Source organism: Roseiflexus sp. (assembly GCF_057785375.1).
Map to the genome: position 1 here is coordinate 24,240 of NZ_JBYNRX010000027.1, position 26,211 is coordinate 50,450.

The window sequence follows — 26,211 nt, forward strand, 5'->3', positions numbered from 1 at the left end:
TTCTGAAACCGGTGACAGTCGTGATGGCAAGAACGTTGTTGATCGTCGAAGACGAAGATCGTCTGCGTGACCTGTTGCGCGGCTATCTAGCACGTGAGGGGTTTCGCATCGTGCTGGCGGGTGACGGTATGCAGGCGTTGAGCCTGGCGCGCAGTGAACGACCGGACCTGGTGGTCCTCGATCTGATGCTGCCTGGCATCGATGGACTTGGGGTATGCCGCAGGCTGCGCACGTTCTCGGATGCCTACGTGCTCATGCTGACGGCAAAAGCCGGGGAGATCGATCGCATCATTGGTCTGGAAGTCGGCGCCGATGACTACCTCACCAAGCCGTTCTCGCCTCGGGAGTTGGTGGCGCGGGTGCGAGCGATGTTGCGTCGTCCACGTAATGCTGGCGACGTGCCGGGGCCGCCGCTGTTGCAGTTTGGAGCGTTGACGATCGATGCTGCCCGTCACGAAGTGTTGCTTGCAGGTGAGTCGCTCAAACTGACCAACCTGGAGTATACGTTGCTCAGTGTCCTGGCATCGGCGCCTGGTCGTGTCTTTACCCGCTCGCAACTGCTCGAGCGCGTGTGGGGCAACGACTATTTCGGCGATGATCACGTCATTGATGTGCATATCGCCAATCTGCGGAAGAAGCTGGGGGATGATCCAGCGCGACCAACGTTCATCATTACTGTGCGCGGCGTCGGCTACCGGTTTGGAGACGGATTGTGATGACGCTTTCCGGGTTTCGTAGATTGTATGGACGCCTCTTTCTGGCGCACGTGCTGGTGATTGCCGCTGGCGCCGTCACGCTGCTGGCTGTCACGCTGCTTACGGCGCACACACTCCACGATCAGTTGATGGTCGCCTGGCTTGGACCCGATGCCACATGGGCGGCCGATCCTGCTATGGCGGAAATGGAGCGTGCAACGAACGCGGTATTCGAGGCGGCAATGATCCAGGCGCTGCTCATCAGCGGCAGTGCGGCAATGGTTGTTGCAGTCGCGGTCAGTTTGCTGGCGTCGCGTCGGATGGCGCTGCCGATCCAGAATCTGCTGCACGCCAGTCAGCGGATCGCTGCCGGGCGTTACCACGAACGTGTGCTGCCGACCGGGAGCGATGAACTGGCCGTGCTGGCGCAGCAGTTCAATGTGATGGCTGAAGCCCTGGAGCACGCCGAGCGTCGTCGGGCGGCGCTCATCGGCGACATCGCCCACGAATTGCGCACGCCGTTGGCAACCATCGAAGGGTATGCCGAAGGTGCGCTGGACGGCGTGGTGGCTGCCGATGGCGCAACCTGGGCGCTCATTCTTGATGAAGTTGGACGGCTGCGGCGGCTGGTTGCCGATCTGCAGGAACTGTCGTGCGCCGAAGCGAAGCAACTGCCGCTTCATCTGGCGCCGGTCGCGCCCGCTACGCTGGTCGAACGCGCCACGGCGCGCCTGAAACCGCAGTTCGACGATAAAGGCGTCACCCTCGCCTGCACCGTTTCCACGAATCTGCCACTGGCGCTGGCGGACGCCGATCGGGTGACCCAGATTTTGATCAATCTGCTCGGCAATGCGCTCCAGCACACCCCGGCAGGCGGACACGTCGATGTAACAGCCTGGACGGAATCAGGGAGTATCTGGTTTCGGGTACGTGATACCGGTGCAGGAATTGCTGCCGAACACCTGCCGCATCTCTTCGAGCGATTCTATCGGGTGGACAAATCGCGCACCCGCGCTACGGGCGGCGCTGGCGTGGGGCTGACAATCTGCAAGGCTCTGGTGGAGGCGCACGGCGGGTGTATCTGGGGCGAAAGCGAGGGATTAGGACACGGCGCGACATTTACCTTCACACTGCCGGTGTATCGGCGGGCCTGATCATAACGTGTGCTTGATGCATTCTTGACGATGGCGCCCATCGTTTCTTGATAATGGGCGTCTATACTCTCTCCAAACGGTCGAATGCAATCGCCAGGCTCACGAAGGAGGCACTCGTATGATGCACGGCGCTATGATAGCAGGTATGAACTGGTTGGGCATGGTCGCGATCCCGCTCGTCTGGATCGGCATGATTGCCCTGATCTTGTGGGGAGTCCTGCGTCTGTTCCCCCAGCCGCGCACTCACTTCGAATCGGATGCGCTCGAGATCGTACAGCGACGTTTTGCTCGCGGCGAGATCAGCCGTGAGGAGTATCTGCAAGCGGTAGAGACATTACAAGACTCTGTATTTCGGGCGCGCTGACCAGTATTCCACTGTGTGCATCAGGCCGCGCCTTTGGTGAAGGAATGCGAACTTAAGAGCCGGATCAGACACATGGAGCGCGCAGCTGAGCTTGCTTGAAAACTGCTGTCATTGCGAGGCGTGTCAACACTGACGCAATCTCCTGGACGCGGGGAGGCGGCATCGCTCCACTCGCAATGACGCCTGACCATCAAGGTCTCAGATAGGCTCTCAGCTTCGGAAGTCACTACGACTGCTGTCAATATTGTTCTCACTCTGCCTATGAAGCGAATCCGCAAGAAGCAGTTGCTGTCGCCGCGAATATCTGGCATTGTTGTGTTTGGTCTCGTCCTGACCGGCATACTGATCGGAGCAACACTGATAGGACGAGGGCGCGTCTCGAGCGAGGCTCCGGTCAGTTCCGTCAGAGTTCAGGAGGGACGCAAGTTGTATGTCATGTACTGCGCCAGTTGCCACGGGATCAGTTTGGAAGGGCAACCCAACTGGCGACAACCGTTGCCCAATGGCAGCATGCCAGCGCCGCCGCATGATGCCACAGGCCACACCTGGCATCATCCCGATGATTTCCTGTTCCAGATTACGAAGGAAGGCGGGCGAAGCGTTGCTCCGCAGGGGTACGTTAGCGGCATGCCAGGGTTTGGTCATACGTTGAGCGACGATCAGATCTGGATGGTGTTGGAGTATATCAAGAGCGCCTGGCCCCCGGATGTTCAAGAATTTCAGCGCCAGGCGACGCTGCGAAGTCGCTGAAAAACAACAGCATATGAGGTAAGTAGACGCTCGTTATGCGCTGCGGGCTGAAGAGTACGCTGCTCTCCAACCCGTAGTTCGTTATGCAGAAAGAGGGACTTTCGAGCGTGAAAAAAGCCAATCGGGTGGGCAAAGGCGCTGCCTTCGCCCACCCGATTGCACTTCATGAGGTTAGAATTCCTCTTCCGGCATCGACGGCGTGCGCGCGCCGTTCTTCTTCGGCTCCGGCGCGTCGGTGATCAGCGCGTCGGTCGTCAGAACGATGCCCGCAACGCTGACTGCATTCTCCAGCGCGCTGCGCACCACCTTCGCCGGGTCGATGATACCCGCTTGCATCAGATCGACATAGTTACCGGTCATCACATCGAACCCGTAGTGCGGGTTATTGTGCTCGCGCTGCAAGGTGCGCACGTGGTTCACAACCACTGAGCCGTCTTCACCGGCGTTGATCGCCAGCTGGCGCAGCGGCTCCTCAAGCGCGCGCCGCAGGACGTTCAGCGCCATACGCTCTTCCTCGAACTGCGTCTGTACGCCGTCGAGCGCCGTGATCGCATTCAGCAGCGCAATGCCGCCGCCAGGCACGATACCCTCCTCGACTGCGGCGCGGGTCGCGTTCAGCGCGTCCTCAACGCGCGCCTTGCGCTCCTTCAACGCCGGTTCGGTCGGGGCGCCGACTTTGATCACCGCTACGCCACCCGACAATTTGGCGACGCGCTCTTGCAGTTTCTCACGGTCGTAGTCCGACGTGGTGGTTTCGATCTGTTGCTTCAATTGCTTGATGCGCGCCTGAATCTCTTGCTTGTCGCCAAACCCTTCGACGATAACGGTGTTGTCCTTGTCCGACTTCACCCGGCGGGCGCGCCCCAGGTCCTGCACCTTAGCGCTGTCCAGTTTGCGCCCGACCTCTTCGCTAATGACCGTGCCGCCGGTCAGGATGGCGATGTCCTGCAGCATGGCCTTGCGGCGATCGCCAAAGCCGGGGGCTTTCACCGCCAGCGGGTTGAGCGTGCCGCGCATCTTGTTGACCACCAGCGTCGCCAGCGCTTCGCCATCAACATCCTCGGCGATGATCACCAGGTCTTTCTTGCCGGTTGCCAGCACTGCTTCAAGGACGGGCAGCAGATCATTGACAGCGCTGACCTTCTTGTCGGTGATCAGGATGTACGGCTCGTCGATGATCGCTTCCATGCGGCTCGAATCGGTGACGAAGTAAGGCGAGATATAGCCGCGATCGAACTGCATGCCTTCGACCAATTCGTACTCGAGGGTTGTGCCCTTGCCCTCTTCAATCGTCACGACGCCGTCGTGTCCGATCTTGTCCATAATGGTCGCCAGCAACTCGCCGATCTCCGGATCCTGCGCAGAGATCGTTGCAACCTGGCGAATTTCGTCACGGCTCTTCAGTGAAATCGCCTGCTCTTTGATGCGCGCAACCAGCGCCTCACGCCCCTTATCGAGACCACGCTTGAGGATCATGGGGTTGGCGCCAGCCGCCACCAGTTTCAGACCTTCATCGATCATCGCCTGCGCCAGAACGGTTGCGGTCGTCGTTCCATCGCCGGCGACATCATTCGTCTTGCTGGCGGCTTCCTTGAGCAGTTGCGCGCCCATATTCTCGAAGGGATCCTTGAGTTCGACTTCTTTGGCGACGGTCACGCCGTCGTGCGTTACGGACGGCGACCCCCACTTCTTGCCCATCGCCACATTGCGCCCGCGCGGACCGAGGGTGGTCTTGACGGCGAGCGCCATCGTATCAACGCCGTGCTTGAGCGCTGCGCGCGCCTGCTCATTGAAGATAATCTGTTTCGCCATAGATTACGCCTCCTGGATAATGCCAAGCAGATCGCGTTCCTGCAGAATCAGATATTCTTCTTCGTCGATCTTGAACTCAGTGCCGGAGTATTTCGCAAATAGCACCTGCTGCCCCACCTCGACTCCCACCGGAATCAGCTTCCCGTCATCGGTGCGCCGCCCCGGTCCTACAGCAATGACTTCGCCCTCCATGGGGCGCTCTTTCGTGGCAGTATCGGGCAGGATAACGCCGCCCTTTGTCTTTTCTTCCTTGGGTTTGGGTTTGACAACCACCCGATCGCCTAACGGCCGGACATGCATAGATGCGCCTCCTTACCGAATTGCGTGTCGGTTTGTGTCAGGGAATGACATGAGATTCTATAGCGTGGAAGTGTTAGAGGAGCGTAAGCGGAGTGTTGGTGATGTGTTAATGTTTCAGACGGCTGAGGAGGGCGCGATAACCGCGTGGTTATTGCTCCTGTCTATTGGCGCTGGAGTCATAGCCGTTGGATTCTCACGGTCAACGTTCCAGCGTGCAGGATTGTCCAGGATGTATTGCCGGATACGGCTTAACGCATTGTCGTCTCGGATGATATGTTCATGATAATTGCGTTGCCACAGACGACCGCGAAACGTCGGTCAACTCGATTGTCGACCGCCATCCGCATACAATCTGGTTGTCATCGTCTTCAACCGATGAACAACATCCGGCAACGACAAATTCGGTTTGTCTTCTCGTGATTGTCCTATTGTTGGGACAACCCCCTGTATTTGCCCCACCGCGAGATGCGCCGCCGGGTCGGGGTTCGCCGGTGTAGAGGCAACCCCCTGTGGTTGCCCCATTGCGGGATTCGCCGACAGGTCAGGGTCTGCTTCGGGGCAGGCACAGGGACCTGCCCCTACGAATGAGGGTGCTTTGGCGGTCGGGGCGCCCGATGGTGAGACGCACAATCGCGTTTCCCTCTGCATCCTCTGTGTCTCTGTGGTGCAACACAACAGGCAGACAGATACGGTACACATCATTAACGCCCCCTTCGTGCGCCTTCGCGTTCTTCGTGGATCGCAGGAGCCCGGCGGCAGGGGGCAGGCACAGGGACCTGCCCCTTCCAGAACGACGATGTTACCGATTGCCCCCGCCGAAGTCGTCGAGGGTGGCGTTGTTCGCCAGGTGGTAGAACAGACCGATGCGACCGCCGCGATTGACATACAGATTGCCAACCACCGTTGTCGTGTCCGCCGCGCCGATCAGTTCGCAGTTGACGTAGACCCGCACCGAGCCGTCCGCCAGGGCGCGCGCGCCGAGCACATCGCCTGCGTTGAGCGTGATGTCCGGGAAGATGCGCACCGTGCGCCATCCCTGACCCGGCTGAAGCGCCTCGACCACGATCTGGCGGTTCACGGCATCGTAGGAGACCAGAATGGCGCCTTGCGTCGCGTTTGTGCCACGTCCCTTCAGCAGCAGCGTGTGGTGGGAACTGTTCGGGTCGATGGCGGTCAGCGTGACGAACGCTTCCTGATCATTGCCGAACTGCCTCGTCCACAGCACAACGCCGCCTTTCTCAACATCGACCTGGTTCCCGGCGATGCGGTACTGGTCGATTTGCGTCGCGCCAGTCCAGTTGCGACCAAGCCGCCCGTTCGCGCGGTTGAAGGTGTCGAGGATGCCGGTCGCCGGGAAGGTCGTGACTTTCACCGTGATCGACTTCACTTCTTCAACCGCGCCCCACTCGTCGGTCGAGAAGAACTCGACCAGGTTCGTTCCCTCGTTTGTGATGGCGAATGGCGCGGTGTACGTCTGCCAGGCGCCGCCATTCACCCGGTACTGTGTCGTTGCCGGTTCATCGGTCGTCAGGGTGACGGTCGCGCTGCCGAAGAAACAGTCCGCCGGGCAGAGCGGCGTCGTCGGTCCGCTGACACTGGCAGTGGTGACCGGCGGAACCGGAATGCCGGTTAGCAGGATGCGCCCGCTCGTCTCCGTCTGCCCGTCGCTGGCGCTGACGGTGATCGTCACCGGACCGGCGTAGTTCGGCGCCGGGGTGAAGATCAGGTTCGCCAGCGCTGCGTTCACTGCCGTCGGCGCGCCGCTGAACGTGGTCGTGTTGAGTGTTCCGGCGGCTGCCGGAGCGATGCTCAACGTGACGTTCACCGGCGCCGAGTCGGGGTCAATCACGAACGGATCGTGCAGCGCCAGCGGCGTCTCTTCGGTGTACGTCTGGGTGAAGAGCACGTCACCGAGCGGCACGTGCGCCACGGTCAGGGTGTTGCTGGCTTCGTTCGCCGCCAGCGCGTACAGCGCGCCGTTGCGCTCGACCAGTTTGACCCCTTCGGGCGCTGTGCCCGCCGGGATGATCTGGAACACGTTCGGCGCTGACGGGTTGGTGATGTCCACCAGCGAGATGGCATTGGAACGCTCCAGACCGACGGCGACAATTGCGCGCCCGCCGAAGACCTTCGCGTCCAGCACCTCCGGCTCCGAACCGCCGCGGTTGCTGCGACTGTCCGGGTAGATGCCGTAGCGCGCCGCCAGAGCGTCGAGCTGGTTGCCGGTATCGCCGACCAGCGCGCCGGTGGTTGCGTTGAAGACGCTCACCGTGCGCCCGCCGCGCACCCGTCCGCTGATCGCGCCGGGTGGAATGTCATCGCGGGTGTCGCCTTCGTCCGCTGTCACGAAGTAGCCGACGCCGCCGATTTCGATGTACGCAATGCCATCCGGTTCGCGGAAAAGGCTCAGCAAGCGAGTCGGGTTGAAGCCGTCGCCGTTGACTGTGTCGAACACGTGGGTCGTTTTCCCCAGTCCGAAGAACGTCAGGCTATTGTCTGCCAGATTGAGCCGTACCATGCCGTTGTTTTCCTGAAGTGTAATGTAGGCATACTGGCTGTCGGTAGAGAAGGTCACCGACTCCGGCTCCAGCGTCGCCGGCGTATTGTCAATCGGCAACCGGGCAGTGTCGTCCGTGCGGTCGACCGTGAAGCCGGGTATGCTCGTCTGCGACGGCAGCGCGATCTGCGTGACGCTCAGCGAGGTCGAGGTATTCGGGTCGAAGCCGCTCAGGTTCACCACCGTCAGCGAACCGGGTCCGCCATTGTCGCCAACCGCAAACCCTTCGGCTTCATTCGCAATCACCGCATACTGTCCATTCGGCGAAATGGCGATCGAGTCAGGCTGAATGCCGGCGCTCGCGCTTGCAATGAATGTGCCGTCCAGCCGGTAAGCGTAGACTGTGCCATTGACCGGCGCAGCAGCCGGCGCCGCTGAACCGGCGACTGCCAGGAAGTAATCCTGCGTCGGGTGAATGGCGACCGAGTTCAACCCGGTCAGACCGGTTACTGTCGCCAGCACGCGAATGTCGAGCAGATCGGTCGTGTCGAGGACGTACACGGCGCCCGCGTCAGCATTGCTCAGGACTGCGCGGTTGCCGCGAATATCGATGATCTCGGCGCCGGTGATGCCGCGATCCGCGCCGAAGGTCGCCACTGCCGAGAGCGCCACCGGATCGTTCAGGTTCAACCCGACCAGGATCGGGTCGTGGTCCGAGGTGCGGTACTGGTCCGGCGCGAACAGACTGCTAACCTGCCCCGCGCTCTTGAAGTTCGTGTTGTAGTCCAACACGTTCGGCTCGTCGGCGTTGATGTGGTACTCCGTCACCCCGCTCACCTTCGCCAGCGCCGACGGCGACGCCAGTGCGTAGTCCAGATACCCCCACTGCCCGTTGAACACGTAGGAGTACGCCTCCGCGCCGATGAACGTCCGCGCCAGGTCGGTGTATCCTGCGTTGCGCAGCACGTCAATCGGGTCTTCCTGCGCATAGGCGTTCAGGTCGCCCATAATCAGGATGTCCGCGTCCCCCGTGCCGGTCGGGTCGGTCGCCAGCCACGCTGCCAGTTCCTGCGCTGCGTTGCGCCGTACCACGTTGCAGTTCCCCGAACCGTCCCCTGCATCCGGGATGTCACACGGACTCCCTTTCGACTTGAAGTGGTTCACCACCACCGTCACATCCTCGCCAGTGGCGCGGTGGCGGAAGGTCTGCGCCAGTGCTGGTCGGTTGCGCGGCGCACTGTCGCCGCCATTCACGAACGCGGCTGTGTTGAGCGCCGCCGTCTGACCCACCGGCTCGACCACTGCCGGCTTGTAGATGATCGCCACCTTGATCGCGTCTGTACCGAGCGCATTCGTCTGCCCGGTGGCGGCATCGACATCGAGGAAGGCATACGTCCCCGGCGCGGTCGCAGCGTTCAGCCGGCTCACCAGGTCCGCCAGCGCGCTCGTCGGTCCGTAGCCGTCGTTCTCGACTTCGATCACACCGAGCACATCGGCGTCGAGGCGCAGCAGCGCCGGGATCAGTTTCGCATTCTGGCGCTCGAACTCAAAGGCGTTCTCCGCACCGCGGCAGCCGGTCGGCGCGCCGCCCACGCCGAGGGTGCAGCCGCTGAAGGTGTTGAAGTAGTTGAGCACATTGAACGCCGCCACGCGCAGGTCGCCACCGACGGCGAGCGGCAGGTCAGGCCGCGGGTTGGCGGCGACGAAGGCGGGCACGCCGCCGCCGAGCGCATTGACCGGACGCAGCCGGTAGGCGTTGCCGCTGGCGGCATTCCCCGCCCAGGTATAGGTCAGCACGCCGGCGATGCCGGTGGCGGTGTCGCCGCCGCGCAGGGTGTTGCTGGCGCTGAGCGGATTGCCGCTGCGCCCGAAGCGGATCGGGTCGGGGTTCTGGTTGTTGAGTTCGTCATCGACGATAATGCGGTTGAGATCGTTGGCCGCCTGCAACGCCAGCGCCGCCGAACCGGGATCGACGACGTCGGTCGGCTGGCGCAGACGCGCGCCGGAGCTCATCACAATCTGCCCGAAGCGTCCGAGCTGGAAGTGCTCGGTGACGTACAGGGTCTGCGGGAAGCGCACGAGCATGCCTTCGTAGCGTTCGAGGTAGTCGGGGCTGGGAAAGGGCATCATGACATCGACCGGCGTGACCGTCGCCGTCGTACCGCACAACTCAACGGCGGTCACGGTGTCGAGTTGGGTCTGCTCCTGGAACTCAGTCGCTCTGCCGGTGACCTGGACGACCTGCCCGAGGCTGACGGAGTTGGCGTTGCCGTTGAAGACGAAGACGCCCTCGGAGGTGAGCGGGTCGGCGTCAACCCGGGCGATCTCCTGGAGGTAGAAGCCGCGCAGGTTGGGGGAGGGACCCTCGTAATCGCCGACGACCACCCCCTGGATGGTGACGACCGTGCCGCTGATGGGGGTGGTGGCGCCGCTGCCCTGCACCTGGTTGATCGGCGTATCGGGGGCGCTGCACGCCACCGGAACCGGCGTCGGCTCAGGGGTAGGCGAAGGTGTCGGTGTGACGCTACTGATCGGATCGCCGCGCACCGTCACCATATCGAAGCGCAGCGTCCCGCCTGTGCCGTAGGTGCTTGCTGGATTGGACGGGGCATAGACGCTGCCTCCGGAGGCGAACGCCGCCACGACGCGGAAGACGACATTGGGATTGTCGTTGAGCGCTGGGATGCTGCTGAAGTTGAACGAGCGGTTGTTGAACCAGGCGTCGCCCGCCGTCGCCACAAAGGTTGTGGCTTCGCTGAACGTCGCGCCGCCATCGGTGGAGTAGAGGAGCGCAACCGTATTGGCAGCCGTGTTGCTGTGGCGCAGGTCAAAACTGAAAAGAATGTTCTGGTACCCGACGGTGCTGACGGCGAACTGCGCACCGCGCTGCCGGTCTTCGGTTCCCTGGGGGGCGTAGGTCGTCGTATTCCACGCCGAGTCATCGCCGGTGGCGGGATCGCTGCTGCCGCCGCTGGCATCGCCGCTGGCGAAGGTGGCGGTTGTGCCGCCGATGAGGGATGCCGTTCCGCTGCCGATGGCCGGGAGCGTCGTGCCGGTGGCGGTGTTGCCGTCCGGCGTTGGTGAGTTGAACGTCCACTGGGTGATGATCGTGGTGGTGGCGGCGGCGCGCTGCGGCATGACGACCGAGCCGGCGACCAGGAGCGCCAGCGTGGTGAGCGCCAGCAGCAGGCGCAGCGCCGCCGATGGACGGTGGTGGGATGGAACCATAGGTGTTTTCTCCTTGGTGGGGCGGGGCGGCGATTGGCCCCTACCTGTACCCGTTGGGGGCGGGGCGGGGACCCGCCCCTACTCCTCTCCTCTCTCCGGCGTGGTTGGGGCGGGTCTGGGACTGGCCCGTACCCGTCGGGGGCGGGTCTCCGACCCGCCCCTACTGTCGGACGACCTCGCCCGCGCGAACATGAATCAGCAGGCGGGAGGCGTTGGTCATCTCCTGAACGACTGATGGTATTTCTGATATTCTGGTTCAATGTGATTATACTCAAAACCGGGTTAAGACCAAAGCCCGAAATTGTTAAGAAACCCGAATAACAGGATTACGATATTTTCAGAACCGCTTTCTTGACACTCTTCCGCTCGAGGTGCTATGCTGATAAGGCTCGACACAACCACTTTCGCGTCAGGATCGTCTCATGTCGGGTCGCGTTGCTGGTGTACGTCTGATCACTGCTGCGTTGATGCTGATTGCGGCTTTGATCGTTCCTCCAGACAGACTCTCCGTTCGGGCGTCGGGCATTGTCACTGCTTCTCCGATTGTCATCAGTGAAACGTTGCAATTGGGCCAGCAGGTCACGCGACCGTTGGCGATTACCAATTCCGGGTCAACGCCTGTTACGGCTCTGCTGTACGAAGCGCACACACAGCCGTTGCTGGCGACGGCGCATGCCATCGGTCCTGCACGGGTATCCCTCCCGCAGCAGGATCATTCGCTCGACCCGCGTCTGACGGCGCGACTGGACGAACCCGCAGCGCGAGGTTCGTTCATCGTCTATTTGCGCGACCAGGCGGACCTGAGCGGCGCCTATGGCATCACCGACTGGACAGAACGCGGGCGTTTCGTCTATCGGACGCTGGTGGAACACGCCGAACGCACCCAACGCACCCTGCGTGCAGAGCTGGCAGCGCGCGGTCTGGCATACCGGCCATTCTGGATCGTCAATGCCATCCAGGTAGAAGGTTCGCTCGCCGATGCACAGGCGTTGGAGCGGCGCGCCGGCGTGGCCCTGGTGCGCGCCGATACCAGCATCATGGTTGCACCGCAGGCGGTTCCTGCCAGTCTCGACACGCGCTGCAGCACGGATAGCAACCCGGTGTGCTGGAATATTCGCGCCATCCGCGCAGATCGCGTATGGAACGAGTTTGGCGTGACCGGTCAGGGAGTTACTGTCGCCTCAATCGATACTGGCGGCCTGGCGACTCATCCGGCGTTGCGCGATCAGTACCGCGGCACGCTTGGCGCCGGCGAGTACGACCACAACTACAACTGGTACGATCCGCAGGGGGTATTCCCTGCGCCGACCGACCAGAACGGGCATGGGACGCACACGATTGGCGCCATGGTCGGCAGGCGCGCAGGCGGCGATCAGTTTGGCGTCGCTCCTGGCGCGCGCTGGATTGCGGCACAGGGGTGCGAAGGATCATTCTGCAACGAAAGCGATTTGATCGCTGCCGCGCAGTGGGTGCTGGCGCCGACCGACCTCAACGACCGCAATCCGCGTCCTGATCTGCGCCCGTTGATCGTCAACAACTCGTGGGCAGGCGGAAGCAACGATCCGTGGTACGCCGGATACACCGCCGCCTGGCGCGCGGCTGGCATCTTCCCGGTCTTCGCTGCGGGCAATGGCACAGGTGTTTGTCGCTCGGTCGCTTCCCCTGGCGACTACGCCGATGTCGTGGCGGTTGGCGCTACCGACCGCAGCAACACCATTACCTCGTTCAGCCTGCGCGGTCCGACTGCCGACGGGCGCATGAAGCCGGACTTTGTTGCTCCGGGTGATGGCGGCATCTACTCGACGCACCTCAACGACGGGTACACTACCCTGCGCGGCACATCGATGGCAGCACCGCACGTCGCTGGGGTCGTAGCGCTGCTGTATTCGGCAAATCCGGCTCTGATCGGCAATTTTGAGGCGACCTATGCCATTCTCCGCGATACAGCGCGCAGAGTCGAGGACGCACAGTGCGGTGTCGTACCCGGCGGCGGCAACAATGTGTACGGATGGGGGCTGATCGACGCGCATGCTGCGGTTGCGAGCGCCCGCGTCGATGTGCCATGGCTGCGTCTTTCATCGAAGACGGTAACACTCAATCCGGGGCAGAGCGCGACTGTGGATGTAACCTTCGATGCCGGCGGCATCGCCGCGCCTGGAACCTACACAGCGCGCATTCAAGTGTATGCCGGTGATCTTACTCAACCGCCGACGACTGTCGATGTGACCCTGAATGTGACTGCGTCGGGGACAACGGTGAGCGGCACAGTGCGCGACGCGGAGACAAGCGAGGCGCTGCATGCGACGGTCAGCGTCAATGGCGGCGCCAGCGTCGCAACCGCCGCTGACGGAACATACTCCCTCGTCCTTTCGCCGGGTGTGTATACGCTCACTGCGACTGCGCTGTCGTATGCGCCGCAGCAGCGCGTGATTACAGTACCTGTAAGCGGACCGATCGATTTTGGATTACTGCTCGATGCGCCCCGTTTGGCCCTTTCGACCGATTACGTCACGACAACCCTCGATTTCAATACGATAGTTGAGCAAACGGTGCTCGTCACGAACACCGGTACGCGCCCACTGACCTTTGAGGCAAGCGTCGGGTATGCGCCGTTTGGCATCTATCGCAGTGATGAGCCAGGAGGACCGGTCTATCAGTGGATCGATCTGCCTCCCGCTGCGCCAACGCTCGATTTGACCGACACAACCCGGATCGATAATGTCCCACTTGGCTTCGACTTCCCGCTCTACACCTTTACGGTGACCGAAACGTCGGTCACATCGGATGGGACCCTCTCGTTTGGCTGGCCCTACTCATATACCGGTCTGCTCGAACGTTGTCTGCCAGCGACCGAGGCGTTCTTCTACCTGTTGGCGCCGTTCCGCGCCGACCTGGACCCCTCGCGTGGCGGGCAGGTGCGCTATGGAACGGTCAATGACGGCGCAACGTTCGTGGTCAGTTTCGAACGTGTGCCGCTGGCGCAGGGTCCTCTGGATCAGACGTATACGTTTCAAACGCTGCTTCATCGTGATGGGCGAATCACGTTTCAGTACGCCGACCTGAGCGCGCTCCCGGAACGTCTGAGTGTTGGCGTTCAGCAGAACCTGAGCCAGTTCCAGCGGGTTGGATGCGGCGCCGATACGCCGGTCGCTCCAGGGCTGGCTATCGAATTCAGACCTCAGTTCAGCCCGAGCGGGTGGCTGGTGGTGACGCCGGAGCAGGGATCGATTGCGCCAGGCGGCAGCACGACGTTCCGGCTTACCTATCGCTGGCAGGCGCCGCCACAGGGTGCGCGCTTGCGCACCGCCGTGACTCTGATCAGCAGCGACCCGCGTCGTAGAAGCGCAACGATTACGGCTGAGGCGGCGATGCGTCCGGCGCCCTATGTCGTCTGGCTGGGAATTGTGGCGCGGTAGCGCTCCTGGCGCAGCGATCCGTGGTATAATACTCATGCGTTCTAGATGCGAACCGCTATGTCTCCGTTACATCCATTCACGGTACATCTGCCGATCGGACTGCTCCTTGGCAATGCGATCATGACGGCGCTCTACCTCTGGCGCGGTGATCGTTCGCTGGAAACCGCTGCATATCACTGTCTGTGGCTGGGATGGGTGCTGCTGCTGCCGGCAGTTGCTACCGGCACAATCGACGCAGCGCGACAACTGTTCGATCCGGTGCGTCCACGCGATGATGCGCTGGTCTGGGTCAATGCCCATGCGCTGACAGGGCTGGCGCTCATGGTCGTATACTGGCAGGCATGGCAGGCGCGGCGCCGGAACCCGGCGATCCTGGATGATGCCAGGAGGCGGCGTGGATATCTGGCGCGACTCGCCATCGGCGCGGCGCTGGTGATGCTGACCGGGTGGCTGGGAGGGCAACTGGTCTATTCCCTGCGCCTGGGAGTGGGATGAGATGAGGAGTGAGGCAAGTGGGGTAAGGCGAGAGGAGAGCAGGGGGAGATCGGTTCGCTACCCCGGAGGGATTGTGCGTAATGCAAGTCAAAGCGCATTGGAATGCCATGTGTTCCGCTTATCACTCGTCACTCAGCACTTGGCACTGATATAATCGAAGGAGAACGCTGTGCTCGGTTTGTTCTTCTATCTATTGCTCTGGATCCCGCTCAATCTCTTGCGGTTGATATGGTCCAACTGGAAGATCGACGGACGCGAGAATCTGCCGCCGCGCCCTCAGGGAATGATCCTGGCAGTGAATCACCTGCACTGGAGCGACATCCTTGTTGTCGGCGCGTCGTTGCCGCTCTCACACCGCCCATGGTGGGTTGCCAAAGTTGAACTATTCAGTCACCCGATTATAGCGTGGTGGTTTCGCACCATGCACGTTATTCCAATCCGGCGCGGGCAGCGTGATCTGGCGGCGCTCGAAGCCGCCGAGGAGGCGCTCAAACAGGGCGCTGTTCTGATCATGTTCCCCGAAGGTCACCGAAGCGATACGAAGCAGTTGCAACAGGGGCGCGGCGGCGCAGTGCGTCTGGCGGTCCGCTCTGGTTGCCCGATTGTGCCGGTCGCAATCTGGGGCACGGAATCTGGCTTCAAAGGCGTTCTGCGGCGCAGCCCAATACGGGTGCGATTTGGCAAGCCGTATCACCCGCCTGTTGAAGGTGACAAGATTCCCTTTGATCGGATGAGTGAACTCACCGACGATATGATGCTGCGGATCGCCGCACTGATGCCGGAGAAGTACTGGGGGTACTATCGCGAGCGCATGCTGGCGGAGACGACAGCGCAATCGTCGTAACGCCAGACGCCCCTCCGCACGATTGATCAGCAGCGAGGCGTCTGACGCCTACGCCTCCAATTTCTCTTCCGGTCCCAGGATCAGATCGGCGATGTACACCGCAAGACGCGCTGCCAGAGTCGTCAGCAGGAGGCTGAGCAAACCGACCAGCAGGCGGCGCTTCATTTCATCGTCGAACAGGCTTGTGTTCATCGTTCAATGCGCTCCTTGCGCTCCTTTTCATCACCATTGCGCAGTATACCACGTTCCACGCGGGTCATCTCGCCCATCGACCTGTTGGGATTGTGGAAAAGCGCTTCACGTTTGAAAAACCCCTACACGCGAGAGTCTGGCGTTTCTCCGTATTGACCAGGATGCGGAAACGCGCTGCGCAACCGCGACACGATTGCCGCCGCCTCGGCGCGCGCCGCCGCCAATGTTGCGTCATCGGGCGGGGGCAGTTCCAGCGCACGTTCGTCGCTCCCCGGACCCGCAGGGAAACGCCGCCGCAGTGCGATGGTCGCCGCTGCTGCACCCACAAAGGCGCCAACAATGACTCCCACCATCAAGCCATTTCCTGATTGATGGTCATCCATCATATCACCTCAAGATAATCTGCGTCGGGAATTGGAGGGAACGGCGCCGTCGGCAGCCTTTGATACCAGTACGCCACCGACGCGATATCATCCTGTAATGGCAGGTACCGTCCGCCGCTGCGCCATCCAAGCGCCTGGATCGTCACTCGCAGGTTGTGTTCGAAGCGGATCGGATCGGTGATATGCCAGCGGTACATACCAAAACGCATCTGCGAGCGGTAGAGTCCATCGGGGCGAATGACCTGCGCGAGCCCGGAGTAAGGGGTTGTGAATTCGCGGTAGCCGCCGTTCTCCTTGCCGACATCGAAATTGTACGAACCGCAAAAGTAATCCTCCGTGCCGGTCCCGCAAATCGTCGGGTATTCATCATCACCGTCGAGGTAAAACTTGATCTCACCTTCGCCCCACCAGCCATTATTGTTGACCCCCCACGCCATATATGTGCCCACATACTGCCCCTGACCGCGCACGCCGTCGAGGATGGTGTAGACCTGTTTGTACGGCAGCGGATTGACGCGCCGGAACTGTGCGTGGAAGTATGCTGCATCGTCGGGAACATCGGTTTCGGTAAAGGTAATCTGGTAGTAGAGCGTCATTTCCTGCGCAGCGATGTTTGTCATCGTTATGCGAAACCCTGTGCGGTAGGGCATCTCCCAGTAACAATTGAACGCACTGCCAGGGTTCACGCACACCGCCAGCGAACTGATCTGCGCATACTGTCCCCAGCCGCAGGCAAAGAAGTCGCCAGCCGGGCATTCGACTGACGGCGTTTCCTGATCGTCCCAGTAGATGCGCAAGATGCTGTGACGCCAGTGACCGGTCAGTGTCATCCAGATATGCTGAATGGCGCCTGAGCCTCGAACTTCGGCAAGGGTTCGGGTTTCGCCGGGTGCAATGCGAATCGATGGCGAGATTTTCCACCCGACCCCCAGATCGCGGGCGCACAACGCGCCGGTTCCCTCGGTCGCCATCCCGCCTTTGCCATTTTCGCCGGTAACGTTTTCCGGGCTGATCGAACGGGTGCGCGCCTTCGACAGGCGCGCCAGATTGCCCAGGTGCATGCCCAGACCTTTGAATGGTGTCATTCCCCAACGTCCTTTGCGCACAGGCGCTGCATACGAGTCACAGGATTGGGTGATGGCAGATACTCGATTGCGTCATCGTCGGGATTATACATCAACAGCGTCTACAGACTTCCTCTCACGCCTCTGCCTGTGCTCCCGTTCCAGGCATGCCTGCCCGGCGCCTGCTATGCCGGTCGTGCACATCTCCGCTTCCTCGCAAACCTGCCACATCCGCTATACAAATCCTCCACATCCCTTTTTCATTGTCTGCACACAATGATCCTGGAAAAATGGTTGTGTTTTCCTAACCAATGATGCGCGGCTTTTCTCCACCGGAGCGCTGCACCTTCAGCTTTGCGCCGCTATACTGAAATCACGCACTGCCTGTCACAATAGTTCGGCGAGGAACGCTTATGAAAACGCTCACCTTCATTCTCGGCATGGAGCGGTTCAATGCTCATATATGGGAGGAAGTCGAACGCAACCTGCGCCAGGCGAGGGTTGCGGTGCGCCTGTTGCGCTTTCACGACGGGCATGTCGAGCGTCGCGATCCAGCGCTGGCAGACGCGATTGCACAGGCGGACGTTCTTTTCATCACGCTCATCAATATGCGTGAACAGGCGCAGTGGCTGAAGGAACAGATCGAGCGCGCCGGCACGAAGACCGTCTTCGCCTTCGAGAGCATGCCCGAAGTGATGGCGCTGACGCGCGTCGGCGAGTATCGCGTGCAGAACAGCGGGCGAGCGTCGATGCCAAAGCCGATGCAGGCAGTGCTCCGCCTGATGACGCGCGGACGGGAGGAAGACACCCTCTACGCCTACACAAAACTGACCAAGATCACAGCGAAACTGCTGCCGCTTATGCCGCCAAAACTGAAGGACTTCCGCACCTGGCTCAGTGTCAACATCTACTGGAACCAGCCCGACGTGTACAATCTGACGCAGATGGTGCGCCTGATTCTGCGCGATTGCCTGGGGCAGAACCTGGATGTCGCGCCGGTGCGCATGATCCCGATGATGGGGTGCTTCCATCCCGCCACCGAGGAAATCTTCCCCAACCCCGACGCGTACCTGAAGTGGTACCGGAAATATCGCAGCCAGAAGCGGCAGCGCGGCGCCGCGCCCCCGCCCGATGCGCCGCTGGTTGCACTGCTCGCCTTCCGCAAACATATCGTGCAGCGGCAACAGTACATTGCCGACCTGATCGAAGCGCTCGAGGCGCAGGGCATGGCAGTCCTGCCGATTGTCGTCAGCGGTATCGAGATGCACGTCGCTGTTCGTGAATGGGTGGCGCGGCAGAACGTCGATCTGATCATCAACACGATGGGCTTCCCGATCATTGGTGGACCGGCAGGCTCGACGAAGCCGGGACAGTACCGCGATACGGCGATCAATCTGCTGGCAGGCATCGACGCGCCCTACATGATCATTCAGCCGCTCCAGATGCAGGACATCGACCACTGGCGATCCCATGGCGTCGCGCCGATGCAGGCGGTCATCATGTACGATCTGCCGGAAATGGATGGCAGTGTGGCGCCAGTGGCGCTCGGCGCCATCCGCGATCAGCGCATCGTCGCCACCCCCGACCGTCTGGCGCGCGCGACGCGGCTGGCTGCCGGCTGGGTGCAGTTGCGGCGCAAGGCGAACGCCGAGAAGCGGGTGGCGCTGGTGATCTACAACTTCCCGCCGGGTATGGGAAAACTTGGCACAGCAGCGCTCCTCGATGTGCCTGCCACGCTGCACGCGATCCTGCGCCGTCTCGCAGCCGAAGGGTATCGTGTGGAAGGGATTCCGGCGACGGTCGAGGAACTGGCGCAGCAGATCGCGACGCTCGATACGGCGGAAGAGGCGCCGACGATGGTTCCAACACGCACCGCTGTGCCACTGGCGGAGTATCACGCCATAGTGCCCGCCGATCGCGCAGAGCGGATCGATCGCAAATGGGGTGCGCCTCCTGGCGAGATTGCGCCGCACGGTCGCGACGCCATTCGCCTGGACACCCTCTCCTTCGGCAACGTGATCGTCGCCGTCCAGCCGCCGATGGGCGTCCCCGGCGACCCGATGCGTCTGCTGTTCGACCGCAACTTCACGCCGCACCATCAGTATGTGGCGTTCTACCGCTGGCTGTCACAGCGCTGGCGCGCCGATGCGATCGTTCACGTTGGGATGCACGGCACGGCGGAGTGGATGCCAGGGCTGCAACTCGGGTTGACCGACGATTGCTGGCCCGATCTGTTGCTCGGCGAGGCGCCGCACCTCTATCTCTATCCGCTGAACAATCCGGCGGAAGCGGCAATTGCCCGGCGGCGCGGCTATGCGGCGATTATCAGCCACCTGACGCCGCCGTATGCACGCGCCGGGCTGTACCGCCAACTGGCGCTGATCCGCGCCGAAATCGAGCAGGATGCAATACAATCCGGCGTTGCCGATGCGCAGACGCTCTACGAGCGCCTGCCGCTCCTGAGTGCGCACATGCCTGAACTGACACCGCTCCCTGATGAGTCTTCCAGCGCATTCGTGCAGCGTGTTCGGCAGCATCTGGAAGAAATCGAGCAACGGTTGATCCTCGATGGTCTCCATATCTTCGGCGCAGCGCCGACGCCGGAACGCGCAGCGGCGCTGATCGAGGCGGCGCTCGACGTTCCGCGTGAAGGTCGCCTGGGGCTGAGCGGGGCGCTGCAAAGCGTCGGCGTCTCCGAAGAGCGGGTGGCTCAGGCGCGCGCCGATTTCGTGCGCCGCTTCATCATCGAACGGCAGACGATCCAGATCACCGACTGGCTCCAGGAGTTCGGGCGACCGCGCGACATTGCGGTGTTGTTCGAACCGCAGTTCTATCTCGATCATGGGCGCGCCATCCTCAGCGGTCTCGCGCAGGCGCCCGGCGAACTCGAAGCGCTCGTTCACGCGCTCAACGGCGGCTATATTCGCCCCGCGCCCGGCGCCGACCCGGTGCGCGCCGGGGCGGCTGCGCTGCCGAGCGGACGCAACATCCACAGCATCGACCCGTGGCGGCTCCCGTCGGACGCGGCGCTGGCGCGTGGCATGCAGATGGCGGAACAGATGCTGGCGCAGCACCGACTCTCGTCGAAGGGCGCGTATCCGCAAACGGTGGCGCTAACGTTGTGGGCGCTCGACACGATCAAAACCGAAGGAGAAAGCATCGGAGCGGCGCTGACGTTGGTCGGCGCGCGCCCCGAGCGCGATGGGCAGGGCAAAATCTGGCGCTATGAACTTGTTCCGCTGGAAGAACTGGGGCGTCCCCGAATCGATGTGCTGCTCGATGTGAGCGCCATTTTCCGCGACACGTTCCAGATCAGCCTTGATCTGCTCGACGACCTGTTCCGCCGTGCGGCAGAAGCGGACGAGCCGCCGGAGCAGAACTTCATTCGGGCGCATGCACTGGCGCAGCAGGCAAGGGGGTTGACCTGGGAGCAGGCGACTGCCCGGATTTTCACCCAGGCGCCCGGCAGGTATGGCACAGGCGTCGATGAACTGGTCGAAGAGGGGCAGTGGCAGGAAACGAACGATCTGGCGGACATGTATCTCCGGCGCAATGGTTTCGCTTACGGCGGCGGACGCGGCGGGCAGGAAGCAGTCGAAGCGTTGCGCGGCATGCTCGGCACCGTCGAGCATGTTTTCCAGGCGATCGACAGCGTCGAGTACGGCTTGACCGATATGCAGCATTACTACGGGCATAGCGGCGCCATCCGGCTGGCGGCGGAGCGCGCGCGCGGCAACGATATACCCTTGAGCTACGCCGAGAGCCACACCGGGCATGTGCGCGTTGCGCCAGCGGAACATCTGATCCGGCTCGAAGCGCGCGCCAAACTGCTCAACCCGCGCTGGTACGAAGCGTTGCTCCAGCACGGGTATGCTGGAGCCGCCGAGATCGGCAACCGGTTCACCTACCTGGTGGGATGGAGCGCAACCACCGGCGCCGTCGAGAAATGGGTGTACGATCAGATGGCGGAGACCTTCGTACTCGACGAGGCGATGCGTGAGCGGCTGGCGCAGGCGAACCCGCGCGCCGCGCGCAACGCTGTTGCGCGTCTGCTCGAAAGCCACGGGCGCGGTCTGTGGCAGGCGGACGACGAGACGATCGAGCGGTTACAGACAATCTATGCCGATCTTGAAGATCGATTAGAAGGGATTGTATCGGATCCGGTAGTGTGACGCAGGCCCGTCGGGTAAGCGAAGGCGGCGTCGGGTGGGCGAAGGCAATGCCTTCGCCCATACGATGTCACCGTTATCACACCTCGATACTGTCGGCAGCAGTATCGATCATGCGCATCAATTCATCGCGTGAGACGCGCCGACCACGCGAGCGGATCCAGCGTGCGAACCAGCGCAGGTTGTTGTGGAAGGCGATGATCGCCTCCTCCTCCGACAACTCTGGGACCTTCTGACGCAGCAATGCCAGGATCGCCTCGCGCTCCTCGCTATCGATCTCGGGGATGCTCATAAGAATACGTTCCGCGCGCAAGAAGAAGATTTCGCGCTCGAGCGGCGGAAACTCATCGCCGATCTGTCGAATGTTTCCCAGATAACAAACGGTGCGCTGGCGCGGCGCGTCTTTTTCGTCGCGATAACTCTCGACCAGATAGGCATCGTGGAAGGTGACATTGGCAGCGCCAGCATTTTTGTGTTTGCGAACAATCCAGCGAATGTACATGGTTACCCCTGCACGGTGCGACGTATCAGTAGTAGTATAGCATGCTCTTCAGCAAAAATGTGCGGCTCTCCGCCTAACGGCTGCGTTCCACCCCGATTCGTGCGCAAAGATGCGCCAGCGGGCAGATGCTGCACCGCGGCGAAGTGGGGTGACAGATATTCTGCCCCAGGGTGACGAGCAGTCCGTTGATCTCTTTCCAATAGTCGAGAGGCAGAATCTCGCGCAGTTTCATCTCGGTTTCGTCCGGTGTTCTGGTTTGCACATAGCCCCAGCGGTTGCAAATGCGGTGGACATGCGTATCGACGCAGATCCCCGGCAGATCGAAACCGGCGGTGAGCACCAGGTTGGCAGTTTTTCTGCCGACGCCCGGCAGCGCCAGGAGCGCGTCGAGATTGGCGGGAACCTCGCCGCCGTACTCATCGAGAAGGCGCTGACAGATAGCGCGGATGGTTCGCGCTTTGTTGCGGTAAAAGCCGACCGGATAGATCAGTTCGGCGATCCGTTCCTCGCTGAGCGTCAGCATCTTCTCCGGCGTATCGGCGACCGCGAAGAGACGCGGTGCGACTGTGGCGGTCATCGTGTCCTTGGTGCGCAGGCTGAGAATGGTGGCGATGAGGATGCGGAACGGATTATTCGCCTCCTCCGCACCCATGCCATCGATCAGCGGTTTAGGGAAGCGCGGCATCTCGGCGCGCAAAATCGCCATCGCAGCGTGGATGTCGAAGTTGGTCATGAGAGTGGATGTGGAATGCTCACACAAAGGCGCAAAGCCTCTTCGTGTCGGGTCTGGCGACTTGCGGAACGCGACTCTCTAAAGATTGCCACATCTCATGACGGATCTCATCAATGTCTTCTTCTGTCAAAGACACGTCTTTCCAAAGACCGCAAAGCGCCACTGGCTCAATCGGTCTCCGCCGCCTTCTTTGCGGAAACTCGACGAAATCCACCACTTCTTCCAGTTGCTCTGGGGGCAAGCTATCGAGAAGATGCAGGATGCGCTGTTTCACTTCCTTCTAAGTAGTCACACTGATCCTCCATTTTTCCTCATATCAATTGCCAGCAGCCCGATGAGCGCCGCTTCGATAAGTTTGTCGATGTACGCAATGAGCGAGCGTTCGCCGAAGATCGCCCATCCCACGATCGTCACCGCTGTAAAGCCGATCAATGTCCAGCGAATGATACGCCGGTATGCGGCCAATTGCGGCAGGTAGAGCGCCGCCGCCGTTAACCCGATATATCCCAACCCGTTGAGGTAGAACATGATTAGGTTCGTCGGCAGCGCCAGCACAATATGGATGAGCGCCGTCGCCGTCGCCAGCAGGATGATGCCGATCTGGAGCGGTCTGAATGTCATGTGCGGTCCAATATGGGCGCGCCAGCGGCGTGCCCCAATGTGCCACGGTCACCCAGTCGGCGTGCGGGCGCGCCAGCGGCGTGTCCCTACCTGCAACCTTCAAACCTTCAACCCTCAAACCTTCACCCCTAAAACGTTCGCCACGGTAAAAATGTCTTTATCGCCGCGTCCCGACAGGTTGATCAGGATGATCTGATCCGGGCGCATGGATGGCGCAAGTTTGATCGCTTCGGCGACGGCGTGTGCGCTCTCGAGCGCCGGAATGATCCCTTCGAGCCGCGCCAGCGTTTGAAAGGCGTCGAGCGCCTCTTCATCGTCTACAACCGTATAGGTGGCGCGCCCCTGATCGTGAAGCAGCGCATGTTCCGGTCCCACCGCCGCATAGTCAAGACCAGCCGAGATGCTGTGGGTCAGCCCAATCTGTCCATCGTCGTTTTGCAGCACATACGTATACGTCCCCTGGAGCACCCCCGGTCGTCCGCCAGCGAAGCGCGCTGCGTGGTCGCCTGGCGTGATGCCGCGCCCACCAGCCTCGACGCCGCGCAGCGCAACTCCTTCGTCAGCGATGAACGCGCTGAACATGCCAATCGCATTCGAGCCGCCGCCGACGCATGCCAGCACCATATCAGGCAAACGCCCGGTCGTTGCCAGGATCTGCTCGCGCGCCTCGCGCCCAATGACGCTCTGAAAGTCGCGCACCATCGTCGGGTAGGGATGCGGACCAAGCGCCGATCCAAGGAGATAGTACGAGTCCGGGTTCGTCACCCAGTCGCGCATCGCTTCGTTGATGGCATCCTTGAGCGTCCGCGAACCGCTGGTCACACCGCGCACCTCTGCGCCCAGCAGACGCATGCGGAAGACGTTCGGTTGCTGGCGCGCCATATCGTCCACGCCCATATAGACGACGCACTCCATGCCGAGGAGCGCGCATACGGTTGCCGTTGCAACGCCGTGTTGCCCGGCGCCGGTTTCAGCGATGATCCGCGTCTTACCCATCCGCTTTGCCAGTAACCCCTGTCCAAGCGCATTGTTGATCTTGTGCGCGCCGGTATGCGCCAGGTCCTCGCGTTTGAGATAGATCTGTGCGCCGCCGAGGTGCGCCGTCAGACGACGTGCGAACGTCAGCGGCGTCGGTCTGCCGGTATAACTGCGATGCAGCCGATCAAGTTTTTCCCAGAACGCCGAGTCCAGCCGGGCAGCGATATACGCTTGTTCGAGCGCCGCCACCGCCGGCGCCAGCGTTTCGGGAATATATGCGCCGCCGTATGGACCGAAGCGTCCGGCGTGCGCTGGATCAAGGGTAAGAGTCGGATGCATACTAATGGTCATGCCTCTCCTCAGCAGATTTCAGACAACTTCACCGAGTCGGCGAGTCGCATAGGTCAATTCGCGTGTCGCAAGCCCTGCAATCCTGATACCCTGCTCGAACGCCGCCGCCTGCTCACGTGCTGCGGCAGCCAGCGCCGGTTCGCCGAGATCATCGAAGCGCGCGGCGGCGGCGCGCATCAGCCGCGCCGCTTCAGACGGATCGGACGTCGTGATGGCGCGGCGCATCAGACGCGCCGCCATTGCCCGCGCCGCCGCCGCGCGCACGTCGTCGCTCAATGGGGGCGCCCGATGCGCCACCGTCGCCTGAATATCGGCGTCTGCCAGACGCTTCCCGGTCGATAGCGCCGCCACTCCTGCGATCCACAGCGGACCAGGATTCGTTGCTGGAACGAGAAACTCCAGCAGCAACGTCACCGGTGTTCCCGCCGACAGGTCTCCCAAAGACACCTGCGTGACATCCGCCGCTGCCGCACCGGTCGGCTCGGCAAGGAGCGCCAGCGCCGGTCGCATGCGCGTCACCCGTCGCAACTGCACCCCGCGCATTGGCGCAACGGCGATGGTAACTGCTGGAATGGCTGCGGCGCGCACCGTTTCGAGTTCGGCGCTGACAGCGCGTGGGATTGCGGATGCGCGCTTCAAGAAGAGCGCGTGCCCGCCGCTACGGTCGGCAATGGCCGTCAGCAGATCATCCTGGAACTCGCCGCCAAGTCCGATAGTCGTGATAGCAATATGTTCGCCAGCCGCCTGATCCGCCAGCGCCAGACATGTTGCAGGATCGCGGGTGAACCCGTCGGTCAGCAGAATGATCCGATCGGCGCAACGTCCATCACGATTGGCGCGAATCCGATTGAGCGCCAGCGTGATGCCATCAGCCAGATTGGTGTCATCGCCAAGGTTGAGACCCGGCAGCCGCTCGATGGCGCGCACCAGCGTCACCCGATCCGAGCCGACCATCCCTGGTATCAGTAACAGCGAATGATCGGCGAAGACCACCAGCGCCAGGCGATCATGGCGGTCGAGACGTTCGACAATCGTGTGGAGCGCGCGCACGACGTGATCGAGCGCGCTCGAAGCGGCCTCACGCACCTCTCGTGGTACAGAACCGCTCAACTGCCACACCGGCACGCCATCGACCAGCATCTCTTGCGCTGAACCGTTGCGTAACAACGAGCGAAACTGTGTTTCGTCAACAATCGGGATGCGCATCGAACGACTGACATCCGCCACCAGCGCCCAGTTGACCGGGCGCGGCGGGACAGCGCCGCTCACCGACGCCCGCACCGTAAGCAGCACATAACAGACCTGCGGCTCGCAGCGCGTCTCGATGATCAGTGGAGCTGGACTGATGGAGAGTGTCAGACTCGTCATGGGATACATTATACTATGAGGCGAGAGGCGAGAGGCGAGAGGCGGGAGGCGGGAGGCGGGAGGCGGGAGGCAAGCGGGCTGCACCGGGCAATACTGGATTATTTTCTCAAAAACCACTATTGAGTCCACTGCACAAAGGCTGAACCGCCAGGGACCCGACGCGCACGAAGGGGAACATGAAGCGCATGTCCTTCGTGTCCCCTGGTGACCTTCGTGGTTACGGGCTGAACCGCTAGGGACCCGACGCGCACGAAGGGGAACATGAAGCGCATGTCCTTCGTGTCCCCTGGTGACC

At 61.9% G+C, this 26,211-nt stretch carries 20 protein-coding genes; 8 read left to right on the forward strand and 12 right to left on the reverse strand.

Going from position 1 to position 26,211, the window contains the following annotated elements:
* The first annotated feature begins 23 nt into the window (after positions 1-23).
* From AC3EA7_RS04890 to AC3EA7_RS04905, 4 genes are all read left to right on the forward strand, one after another.
* Positions 24-716, forward strand: coding sequence for a winged helix-turn-helix domain-containing protein (locus AC3EA7_RS04890; protein WP_488612915.1), 693 nt, complete (start codon positions 24-26; stop codon positions 714-716).
* Complete coding sequence (locus AC3EA7_RS04895; protein ID WP_488612934.1) at positions 716-1,849, forward strand: sensor histidine kinase; 1,134 nt, start codon at positions 716-718, stop codon at positions 1,847-1,849. Before AC3EA7_RS04890 ends, AC3EA7_RS04895 begins: the two co-directional genes overlap by 1 nt.
* 118 nt (positions 1,850-1,967) lie before the next feature.
* Positions 1,968-2,213: an SHOCT domain-containing protein gene (locus AC3EA7_RS04900; protein WP_488612916.1), complete on the forward strand. Its 246-nt coding sequence runs from the start codon at positions 1,968-1,970 to the stop codon at positions 2,211-2,213.
* A 261-nt stretch (positions 2,214-2,474) separates the two neighbouring features.
* A complete protein-coding gene (locus tag AC3EA7_RS04905; RefSeq protein ID WP_488612917.1) occupies positions 2,475-2,963 on the forward strand; it encodes a c-type cytochrome in 489 nt (162 codons plus the stop codon).
* Positions 2,964-3,134: 171 nt separating this feature from the next.
* Here the strand turns inward: AC3EA7_RS04905 and groL are convergent, their stop codons facing one another.
* The 3 genes from groL to AC3EA7_RS04920 form a co-directional block, all read right to left on the reverse strand.
* Complete coding sequence (gene groL / locus AC3EA7_RS04910) at positions 3,135-4,775, reverse strand: chaperonin GroEL (RefSeq protein ID WP_488612918.1); 1,641 nt, start codon at positions 4,773-4,775, stop codon at positions 3,135-3,137.
* A 3-nt stretch (positions 4,776-4,778) separates the two neighbouring features.
* A complete protein-coding gene (locus AC3EA7_RS04915; protein ID WP_488612919.1) occupies positions 4,779-5,075 on the reverse strand; it encodes a co-chaperone GroES in 297 nt (98 codons plus the stop codon).
* Between the two features lie 799 nt (positions 5,076-5,874).
* Positions 5,875-10,800, reverse strand: coding sequence for an ExeM/NucH family extracellular endonuclease (locus tag AC3EA7_RS04920; protein WP_488612920.1), 4,926 nt, complete (start codon positions 10,798-10,800; stop codon positions 5,875-5,877).
* A gap of 422 nt (positions 10,801-11,222) precedes the next feature.
* On the opposite strand from AC3EA7_RS04920, the gene AC3EA7_RS04925 reads away from it, so the two are divergent.
* The 3 genes from AC3EA7_RS04925 to AC3EA7_RS04935 all read left to right on the forward strand — a co-directional run bounded on the left by AC3EA7_RS04925 (position 11,223) and on the right by AC3EA7_RS04935 (position 15,555).
* Positions 11,223-14,216, forward strand: coding sequence for a S8 family serine peptidase (locus AC3EA7_RS04925; RefSeq protein WP_488612921.1), 2,994 nt, complete (start codon positions 11,223-11,225; stop codon positions 14,214-14,216).
* Positions 14,217-14,273: 57 nt separating this feature from the next.
* Positions 14,274-14,711: a DUF2231 domain-containing protein gene (locus tag AC3EA7_RS04930; protein ID WP_488612922.1), complete on the forward strand. Its 438-nt coding sequence runs from the start codon at positions 14,274-14,276 to the stop codon at positions 14,709-14,711.
* A gap of 169 nt (positions 14,712-14,880) precedes the next feature.
* A complete protein-coding gene (locus tag AC3EA7_RS04935) occupies positions 14,881-15,555 on the forward strand; it encodes a lysophospholipid acyltransferase family protein (RefSeq protein ID WP_488612923.1) in 675 nt (224 codons plus the stop codon).
* 48 nt (positions 15,556-15,603) lie between these two features.
* On the opposite strand, the gene AC3EA7_RS04940 is transcribed toward AC3EA7_RS04935, so the two are convergent.
* From AC3EA7_RS04940 to AC3EA7_RS04950, 3 genes are all read right to left on the reverse strand, one after another.
* Positions 15,604-15,747: a hypothetical protein gene (locus AC3EA7_RS04940; RefSeq protein ID WP_488612924.1), complete on the reverse strand. Its 144-nt coding sequence runs from the start codon at positions 15,745-15,747 to the stop codon at positions 15,604-15,606.
* 122 nt (positions 15,748-15,869) lie between these two features.
* Positions 15,870-16,133 (reverse strand): hypothetical protein, encoded by a 264-nt coding sequence (locus AC3EA7_RS04945; protein ID WP_488612925.1) that lies wholly within the window; start codon positions 16,131-16,133, stop codon positions 15,870-15,872.
* Positions 16,130-17,215 carry a glycoside hydrolase family 172 protein gene (locus AC3EA7_RS04950; RefSeq protein WP_488612926.1) on the reverse strand — a complete coding sequence of 362 codons (1,086 nt, stop codon included), beginning with the start codon at positions 17,213-17,215 and terminating at the stop codon, positions 16,130-16,132. The genes AC3EA7_RS04945 and AC3EA7_RS04950 overlap by 4 nt, the downstream gene beginning before the upstream one ends.
* Before the next feature lie 392 nt (positions 17,216-17,607).
* On the opposite strand from AC3EA7_RS04950, the gene bchH reads away from it, so the two are divergent.
* Positions 17,608-21,366, forward strand: coding sequence for a magnesium chelatase subunit H (bchH, locus tag AC3EA7_RS04955; RefSeq protein ID WP_488612927.1), 3,759 nt, complete (start codon positions 17,608-17,610; stop codon positions 21,364-21,366).
* A gap of 76 nt (positions 21,367-21,442) precedes the next feature.
* On the opposite strand, the gene AC3EA7_RS04960 is transcribed toward bchH, so the two are convergent.
* The 6 genes from AC3EA7_RS04960 to AC3EA7_RS04985 form a co-directional block, all read right to left on the reverse strand.
* Positions 21,443-21,865: a hypothetical protein gene (locus tag AC3EA7_RS04960; protein WP_488612928.1), complete on the reverse strand. Its 423-nt coding sequence runs from the start codon at positions 21,863-21,865 to the stop codon at positions 21,443-21,445.
* Positions 21,866-21,938: 73 nt separating this feature from the next.
* Positions 21,939-22,598 carry an endonuclease III domain-containing protein gene (locus tag AC3EA7_RS04965; protein WP_488612929.1) on the reverse strand — a complete coding sequence of 220 codons (660 nt, stop codon included), beginning with the start codon at positions 22,596-22,598 and terminating at the stop codon, positions 21,939-21,941.
* 19 nt (positions 22,599-22,617) lie between these two features.
* Positions 22,618-22,872, reverse strand: coding sequence for a hypothetical protein (locus AC3EA7_RS04970; protein WP_488612930.1), 255 nt, complete (start codon positions 22,870-22,872; stop codon positions 22,618-22,620).
* 14 nt (positions 22,873-22,886) lie between these two features.
* The gene (locus AC3EA7_RS04975; protein ID WP_488612931.1) at positions 22,887-23,219 is read right to left on the reverse strand and encodes a hypothetical protein; all 333 of its coding nucleotides are present in this window, start codon (positions 23,217-23,219) and stop codon (positions 22,887-22,889) included.
* Positions 23,220-23,333: 114 nt separating this feature from the next.
* Positions 23,334-24,548: a tryptophan synthase subunit beta gene (gene trpB, locus AC3EA7_RS04980; protein ID WP_488612932.1), complete on the reverse strand. Its 1,215-nt coding sequence runs from the start codon at positions 24,546-24,548 to the stop codon at positions 23,334-23,336.
* 18 nt (positions 24,549-24,566) lie between these two features.
* Positions 24,567-25,916 (reverse strand): vWA domain-containing protein, encoded by a 1,350-nt coding sequence (locus AC3EA7_RS04985; protein ID WP_488612933.1) that lies wholly within the window; start codon positions 25,914-25,916, stop codon positions 24,567-24,569.
* Positions 25,917-26,211: the final 295 nt, after the last annotated feature.

Bases quoted from the DNA above. Each gene is read 5' to 3' on its own strand.
- AC3EA7_RS04890 (WP_488612915.1), top strand. From the start codon at position 24: ATGGCAAGAACGTTGTTGATCGTCGAAGACGAAGATCGTCTGCGTGAC.
- AC3EA7_RS04895 (WP_488612934.1), top strand. From the start codon at position 716: ATGACGCTTTCCGGGTTTCGTAGATTGTATGGACGCCTCTTTCTGGCG.
- AC3EA7_RS04900 (WP_488612916.1), top strand. From the start codon at position 1,968: ATGATGCACGGCGCTATGATAGCAGGTATGAACTGGTTGGGCATGGTC.
- AC3EA7_RS04905 (WP_488612917.1), top strand. From the start codon at position 2,475: ATGAAGCGAATCCGCAAGAAGCAGTTGCTGTCGCCGCGAATATCTGGC.
- groL (WP_488612918.1), bottom strand. From the start codon at position 4,775: ATGGCGAAACAGATTATCTTCAATGAGCAGGCGCGCGCAGCGCTCAAG.
- AC3EA7_RS04915 (WP_488612919.1), bottom strand. From the start codon at position 5,075: ATGCATGTCCGGCCGTTAGGCGATCGGGTGGTTGTCAAACCCAAACCC.
- AC3EA7_RS04920 (WP_488612920.1), bottom strand. From the start codon at position 10,800: ATGGTTCCATCCCACCACCGTCCATCGGCGGCGCTGCGCCTGCTGCTG.
- AC3EA7_RS04925 (WP_488612921.1), top strand. From the start codon at position 11,223: ATGTCGGGTCGCGTTGCTGGTGTACGTCTGATCACTGCTGCGTTGATG.
- AC3EA7_RS04930 (WP_488612922.1), top strand. From the start codon at position 14,274: ATGTCTCCGTTACATCCATTCACGGTACATCTGCCGATCGGACTGCTC.
- AC3EA7_RS04940 (WP_488612924.1), bottom strand. From the start codon at position 15,747: ATGAACACAAGCCTGTTCGACGATGAAATGAAGCGCCGCCTGCTGGTC.
- AC3EA7_RS04945 (WP_488612925.1), bottom strand. From the start codon at position 16,133: ATGATGGATGACCATCAATCAGGAAATGGCTTGATGGTGGGAGTCATT.
- AC3EA7_RS04950 (WP_488612926.1), bottom strand. From the start codon at position 17,215: ATGACACCATTCAAAGGTCTGGGCATGCACCTGGGCAATCTGGCGCGC.
- bchH (WP_488612927.1), top strand. From the start codon at position 17,608: ATGAAAACGCTCACCTTCATTCTCGGCATGGAGCGGTTCAATGCTCAT.
- AC3EA7_RS04960 (WP_488612928.1), bottom strand. From the start codon at position 21,865: ATGTACATTCGCTGGATTGTTCGCAAACACAAAAATGCTGGCGCTGCC.
- AC3EA7_RS04965 (WP_488612929.1), bottom strand. From the start codon at position 22,598: ATGACCAACTTCGACATCCACGCTGCGATGGCGATTTTGCGCGCCGAG.
- AC3EA7_RS04975 (WP_488612931.1), bottom strand. From the start codon at position 23,219: ATGACATTCAGACCGCTCCAGATCGGCATCATCCTGCTGGCGACGGCG.
- trpB (WP_488612932.1), bottom strand. From the start codon at position 24,548: ATGACCATTAGTATGCATCCGACTCTTACCCTTGATCCAGCGCACGCC.
- AC3EA7_RS04985 (WP_488612933.1), bottom strand. From the start codon at position 25,916: ATGACGAGTCTGACACTCTCCATCAGTCCAGCTCCACTGATCATCGAG.